We start from the raw sequence: 6,849 nt of genomic DNA, 5'->3' as shown, positions 1-6,849 counted from the left end.
CGCGCCGGCCGGGATGCCGATCGCGGGAACGGCTCCCGCGCCCGCCGCGACGTCGAACTCGACGACGGCGCCGGCGGCGGGGAGCGCGACGAGCAGGTCATCGCCGGATGGGGCGAACACGGCCGGAGCGGACGGCCTCGCGGCATCCGTCGCCACCGACACCTCGACCCGACCGGTGACCCGGACGGTCACGCGACCGGGTTCCGTCACGACCGCGCGGAACCGCGCCCGCGGCACGGGGCGTCCATGGTTCCGCGGATAGTGCACGTGCCGATTCGCGGCGAACCCGTCATCCACCAGCCGACCGAGCAGCGCGAGCTCGTACTGGTCGCGGCCGTAGGCCCAAGCCCAGCCCGCCGCCCGAGGAACCACGTCGACGTCGTCGAAGGGCTGGGGCGAGCGGGCTCCGACCCACCGCCGCACCTCCTCGGCCGAGCGCGGCGGCGGCTGCAGCATCCGTCAGCCCTTCACGGCGCCGGAGGTCATGCCGGCGACGATCTGCCGCTGGAAGAAGATGTACATGATGAGCGGCGGGATCGTGATGAGCAGCACGTCGGCGAAGAGCAGGTTGAACGAACTGGCCGACTGGGAGATGTAGTTGAACGTCGTCAGCTGCACCGTCGCGTTGTCGTCGCCCGGCAGGAAGTACAGCGCGTACGTGAAGTCGCTGAACACGAAGACCGCCTGCACCACGATGACCGTGACGATGACCGACCGCAGCAGCGGGAAGATCACGCGGAAGAACAGCTTCACCGGCCCGGCGCCGTCGATGACGGCCGCCTCGTCGAGCTCGCGAGGGATGGTGGCCACGAAGGCCCGGAACAGCAGGATGCAGAACGACAGCCCGAACGCGACGTGGACGGCGATGAGACCGACGAGCGTCTTGAACAACCCGAGCCCCTGGAGCACCCAGATCGTGGGCACGACGGCGGGCGGGATGATGAGACCCGCGAGCACGAGGGCGTTCACGAGGGGGTTCCACCGCGACTTGCGGCGCTGCAGGACGTACCCGACCATCGCGCCGAGCACGACCATGATCGACACGGCGCCGACCGTGAGCACGGTGCTGTTGACGAAGGCGCGCACCAGCAACCAGTCGCGGTTCTGGAGGACCGTGGCGATGTTCTCGAAGAGCACCCACTCGGTCGGCCAGGTGAACTCGAGGAACGACGCCTCGGCCTGCGTCTTGCCCGCCGTGAAGACGATGAAGAGGAACGGGACGATGAAGACGACGAGCGCGATGAGGATGGCGACCGAGCCGCCGCCCCACTTCCAGGCGACGTTTCTCATTGCTCGTCCCCCTTCCGGTTGAGCCACCACGAGAGCGGGAAGATGATCGCTGCGACGACGACGAAGAGCACGACGTTGCCCGCGGTGGAGAGACCGAAGAAGCCGGCCTGGTACTGCTTGTAGATGACCGAGGCGAGCACGTCGCTCGTGAAGCCCGGGCCGCCGCCGGTCATGGCCCAGATGAGGTCGAACGAACGCAGGCCGCCGATGAGCGACAGGAGCACGACGGTGATCGTCGCGGGCCGGAGCAGCGGCAGCGTGATGTGCCGGAAGTTGCTCCAGGCACCAGCGCCGTCGACCTTCGCGGCCTCGAAGTACTCCTGCGGGATCGCGACCATCCCGGCGATGTAGATGAGCGTGGCCAAGCCGACGCCCTTCCAGATGTCGACGAGCGCGACCGAGAGCAGGGCGATCGACGGGTCGGTCAGCCAGCCGGGGCCCTGGATCCCGATCGCCGCGAGCGTCTCGTTGATGGGTCCGCCGAACGGGTCCATGAGGACCTTGAACAGGATCCCCACGCCGATCGTGCTGACGAGCACCGGGAAGAAGATGGTCGCCCTGAGGAATCCGCGTCCGATGATCTGCGAACTGAGCAGTACGCCGAACAGCAGGCCGAGCACGACCTTCGATCCCGAGGTCACGAAGGCGTAGATGAAGGTGTTGATGAAGCCCGTGACGAGCTGCGGCTCCTGGAAGAACCGGATGAAGTTGTCGAACCCGATGAACTCGACGTCGAACAGCGTCCACCTGGTCAGCGAGAAGTAGAACGACGCGACGGTCGGGATGAGGAACAGCACGACGTAGAACACGCCGGCGGGGATGAAGAACCAGGTCGGGTACGGGGTCTTCATGGGCTTCCGCTTGGCGGGCGTCGGAGGCGGCGTCGCCTGGCGGCCCGTCGCGGTTCGGCCGGTGGCCGTCGCGGTGGTCATGGTGGATCTCCCGGGTGTGGCTGCGGGGCCGGGCGGGCTGCCCGGCCCCGCAGTGCGGTGGTACGGCTTACCAGCCCTCGATACCGAGCTGCTGGGCCTGCTTCTTGACATCCTCGTCGTACTGGGCGGCGCCGTCAGCAGCCGAGGTGATGCCGGATCCCACGGCGACAGTGATCTGCTCGAGAGCCGGGCCCTTGATGGGCGAGAGGAACTCGAGCGCCAGGTTGGTCTTGCCCTCGTCGAAGTACTGCTGGAGGTCGGAGACCATGGCGGGCACGTCGTCCGGGAGCTCGCAGCCCTCGACGACGAACGGACCCTGCGGGGCGTTGGCCGCGGCCTCGATGTCGCAGGCCTCGGGCGTCGTCAGGAACTCGAGGAACTGATTCGCGGCATCGAGCTTCGCACCCTCGGTCGACTGCGGGACGAACACCGTGTAGGTCGGCATCCAGACGGTCAGGCCGAACGTCGATGCGTCGTCGCCAGGGATCGGGAACGAGCCGACGGTGTCGGCGGCCTCGGGGTTCGTGGTCGCCAGCTGGGAGGCCGCGAACGTGAGCATCGGGTAGTGCGCGCCCTCGCCCGTCGCGACCATCGAGACGCCGTCGGCGTAGGTCGCCGAGGCGAAGTCCTCGTTGAAGAGACCTGCGTCGAACGCCTCCTGCAGGTGCTCGAAGCCCGCGAACGCCGGCTGGTCGACGTACTTCGCCTCGTTGTTCGTGTACTCCTCGGCCCAGTCGGGGTTCTCTGCGAGCACGTTGTTGAAGTCGCCGAGCACGAAGAGCTGCGAGGTCCAGGTGTCGCCGTAGGTCTGCACGATCGGGGCGGCCACGCCGGCCTCCTTGATCGCCTCGCTGTTGGCGATGAACTCGTCCCAGCTCTCCGGGATCTCGAGGCCGAGGTCGGCATAGATGTCCTTGTTGTAGAGCATCGCGCCAGCCATCGACTGGCCCATCGGGACGCCGTAGACGCCGTTCTCAGTCGCGACGCTCTTGACGAAGTTCTCGTCCAGCTTGTCGACGTAGGCCTCGTCGGCGATGTTCACGAGCGTCTGGTCGGGGTTCAGCGCCTGGAGCAGCGAACCCGAGTTGTACTGGAACAGGTCGGCCATCTCGCCGGTGGCGAGGCGGGTCTTCACGACGTTGTCACCGTCGGCACCCTGGGGGCGCGTCTCGACCGTGATCGTGATGTCGGGGTTCTCCTCGGTGAACGCCTCGGCGAGCGCCTCGGCCGTCGCGACCGTCGATTCGCCGTTGTCGACGAGGAACGACAGTTCGACCGCTCCACCGTCGGAGTCGGAGTCGCCGGCGCTGCAGCCGGTCAGTGCGAGGGACAGGGCGAGACCGCCTGCGCCCAGGGCGACGATCGAGCGTCGCGTCGTACGGGGGACCATCTTCTTTACCTCCATGTAAAGCAACTGCGCTGTTGGGGTGCGCCGAGGGATTTCGGTGCTGTGGCGCCTGCCACGTTAGGAGCGTGCCGCGCGTTTGTCAACCGATCTACACAGCTGTGACGTAAATCGGTCTACGCCAAGTGCTCGTTGGCGTAGATCGATCTACCGAATTCGGCCGGAGCGTGTACAGTGACAACGAGTTCGCTCCTGACGACGAAGAGAGGAGAACGGCATGACCGACGCGAGGGCGGCGACCATCGAAGACGTCGCGCGGCACGCCGGCGTCTCCCGTGCTGCGGTCTCGAAGGTCATCCGCAACGCCTACGGTGTCAGCCCGGCGATGCGCGAACGCGTGACCGCCGCGATCGAGGCGCTCGACTACCGTCCTCGGGTCGCGGCACGCGCGATGCGCGGATCGAGCTTCACGCTCGGCATCGAGCTGCCGCACATCGGCAACCCGTTCTTCACCAAGATCGTCGCGGGCGCCACCGCCGCCCTGCAGGGCACCGGCTACCAGCTGATCATCGCGCCCGCCGACGAGAACGGCGACGAGGGCATCCGGGCGCTCGGCGCGCTCGCCGACCGACAGGTCGACGGGATCATCGCGATCTCGCCGCTCGTCTCGACGGACTGGCTCGAGCGACTCGGCGCTCGCATGCCGGTCGTCATGATCGGCCGCCACGATCGATCCGAGCACTACGACACCGTGACTGGCGACGACGCCTCGGGCACGCGCCTCGCGATGGCGCACCTGTTCGAGCTCGGCCACCGCCGGATCGCGCACCTCACGCGAAGCGAGGACGTGACGGAGCCCGGCTCGGGTACGCCGCACGCGATCCGACTCGAGGAGTACCTGGCCGCCATGCGCGCCGCCGGGCTCGAGGACGAGATCCGGGTCGTCCGCACCGGCATGACCGAGGATGCGGCGCGGCTCGACACGCTCGCCCTCTTCGACGACGACCGGCCCACCGCGATCTTCGCGGGCAACGACGAACTCGCGCTCGGCGCGCTCCGCGCGGTCGGCGAAGCCGGTCTGACCTCGGCGGACGTCTCGGTGGTCGGCTACGACGATGTCGACATGGCCAGCCACCCCGCGATCTCGCTGACGACCATCGACCAGTCCGGTGTCGAGATGGGCGACCGCGCAATCCGCCTGTTGCTCGAACGAATTCGCGATGCTCGCACCGAACCAACGCACTTCTCCGTGACCCCGGTCCTGAAGCCGCGCACTTCGACGCGCGCCGTTCGGGCCGGATAGCCCCTCGAACCATCGCCGGCTCCGCCGGCCGCTCCCCCGGAAGGACCTCGATGTCCACGACGCTGCCATCCTTCGACGTGACCGATCCGTCGGCCCGAGTGCACTCGGTGCGCACCCAGTACCCCGAGGGCCTCCTCGGCGTGCCCGGCCGCGGTCTCCGCCTGTCGTGGCGAGCCGAGGCGGGCACCCCGCAGCTGAGCTTCCAGGTCCGTTGGTCGGGCGATGCCGAGGGGATGTCCGAGCCCGTCGCGTCCGACGACCCGATCGGCGTGCTCGCCCCGGGCGGCGACGTGGCTCCCGGCTCGGAGCGCCGCTACGCCGTGCGGATCGCGACCCGCGACGGCTGGTCCGACTGGAGCGACGAGGCCGTCGTCGAGGCGGCCATCGACCCGGCCGAGCTCACTGCTCGGCCGATCGGCGCCGCGAGCCGCGTCGACGACCCGGTCACGCTCCTCCGCACCGCGTTCGACCTGCCGGCGACGCCCGTCCGCGCGCGACTCCGAGCCACCTTCTGGGGCGTCGGCGACATCCGGATCAACGGCGAAGACGTGCTCGGCGAGCACCTCTCCCCCGGCTGGACGGCCTACGACGACCGCATCGTGCTCGGCACGTGGGACGTCACGTCCGCGCTCACCGCCGGCGAGAACGTGCTCGGCACGCTCCTCGGCGACGGCTGGTACCGCGGCCGGCTCGGTTGGGAGGACGAGGTCGAGCACTACGGTGCCGCGATCGCCGCGCTCGTCCAGCTCGACGTCGAGTGCGCGGACGGCACCCACGTGCGCGTCGCGAGCGGGCCGGAGTGGCAGCGCTCCACCGGCGCCACGCGCTTCGCGAGCCTCTACGACGGCGTCGACATCGACATGGCCGCCGACCCCACCGGCTGGGACCGCCCCGGCTTCGACGCGTCGGAGTGGGAACCCGCACTCGAGATCCCCGTCGACACCTCGGTCGTCGAACCCCGGATCACGTCCGGCGTGCGCACGGTCGGCGAGTGGCCGGTCGAGGTCCAGCAGCGCGGCGAGCACGCCGTCCTCGACCTCGGCCAGAACATCGCCGGATGGCTCCGCCTGACCGTGCGCGGGCGAGCCGGCGACCGCGTGGTCGTGCGCCACGCCGAGGTGCTCGAGATCGACGGCACCCTGCACACCGCGGCGCTCCGCACCGCCCGGGCGTCGGACACCTACGTGCTCGCGCACGACGGCGAGAGCGTCCTCGAGCCGCACTTCACCTTCCACGGGTTCCAGTACGCCGACGTCACCGGCGCCGAGGTCGTCGAGGCGACCGCCGTCGCGATCTCCAGCGCCGACCGGCCGCGCTCGAGCTTCGAGTGCGCCGATCCGCGCCTCGGCCTGCTGCACTCGAACGTCGCCTGGTCGCAGCGCGACAACTTCGTGTCGCTCCCGACGGACTGCCCGCAGCGCGACGAGCGCCTCGGCTGGACCGGCGACGCCCAGGCGTTCGCACCGACGGCCTCGACGCTCTTCGACGTCGAATCCTTCTGGATGAGCTGGCTGCGCGACGTCGAGCTCGACCAGGACGAGGACGGCGCGGTCGCCGCCGTCGTCCCGAACATCCTGACGCGTGACGAGTTCCCCGCCGACGGCGGCGCGCACAGCGTGATGGGCCGGGCCGGCTGGGCGGATGCCGCGACCATCGTGCCGTGGGCCGTGTACGAGTCGTACGGCAGCGAGGAGGTGCTCGTCCGCCAGCTCGACTCGATGCGACGCCATGTCGACAGCCTCGAGCGCCGCGCCGGCGAGCGCGGGCTGCTGCCCACCGAGTTCCAGTTCGGCGACTGGCTCGACCCGGACGCCCCGGGCGACCAGCCGTGGAAGGCCAAGGTGTCGTCGGACTACGTGGCCAACGCGTTCTTCTCGCGGAGCGCCCGCCTGCTGGCCGACGCCGAGCGGCTCGTGGGCGACCCCGCCCGCGCGACCGCCGCCGACCGCATCGCCGACCGGGTCGCCCGCGACACCTGG

Annotated in this window: 6 protein-coding genes; 2 read left to right on the top strand and 4 right to left on the bottom strand. The window is 69.6% G+C overall.

Annotated features, from left to right (window positions below; genetic code table 11):
* The 4 genes from ESO86_RS08910 to ESO86_RS08895 form a co-directional block, all read right to left on the bottom strand.
* Positions 1-456: hypothetical protein (locus tag ESO86_RS08910; RefSeq protein ID WP_207207073.1), on the bottom strand; the 456-nt coding region annotated here is incomplete at its 3' end.
* A gap of 3 nt (positions 457-459) precedes the next feature.
* Positions 460-1,290, bottom strand: a complete 831-nt coding sequence (locus ESO86_RS08905; RefSeq protein ID WP_129234577.1) for a carbohydrate ABC transporter permease — start codon at positions 1,288-1,290, stop codon at positions 460-462.
* Positions 1,287-2,141: a carbohydrate ABC transporter permease gene (locus ESO86_RS08900; protein ID WP_207207074.1), complete on the bottom strand. Its 855-nt coding sequence runs from the start codon at positions 2,139-2,141 to the stop codon at positions 1,287-1,289. Before ESO86_RS08900 ends, ESO86_RS08905 begins: the two co-directional genes overlap by 4 nt.
* Before the next feature lie 148 nt (positions 2,142-2,289).
* Positions 2,290-3,627, bottom strand: a complete 1,338-nt coding sequence (locus ESO86_RS08895) for an ABC transporter substrate-binding protein (RefSeq protein WP_242492293.1) — start codon at positions 3,625-3,627, stop codon at positions 2,290-2,292.
* A 217-nt stretch (positions 3,628-3,844) separates the two neighbouring features.
* On the opposite strand from ESO86_RS08895, the gene ESO86_RS08890 reads away from it, so the two are divergent.
* Together ESO86_RS08890 and ESO86_RS08885 are read left to right on the top strand one after the other, a co-directional pair.
* Positions 3,845-4,870, top strand: coding sequence for a LacI family DNA-binding transcriptional regulator (locus ESO86_RS08890; RefSeq protein WP_129234575.1), 1,026 nt, complete (start codon positions 3,845-3,847; stop codon positions 4,868-4,870).
* A 50-nt stretch (positions 4,871-4,920) separates the two neighbouring features.
* Positions 4,921-6,849 (top strand): family 78 glycoside hydrolase catalytic domain (locus ESO86_RS08885; protein ID WP_129234574.1); only part of this gene is annotated, 1,929 nt, incomplete at its 3' end.

The organism is Agromyces binzhouensis (genome assembly GCF_004135055.1).
Taxonomy (GTDB): domain Bacteria; phylum Actinomycetota; class Actinomycetes; order Actinomycetales; family Microbacteriaceae; genus Agromyces; species Agromyces binzhouensis.
This window is presented reverse-complemented; position numbering and strand designations above follow the sequence as displayed.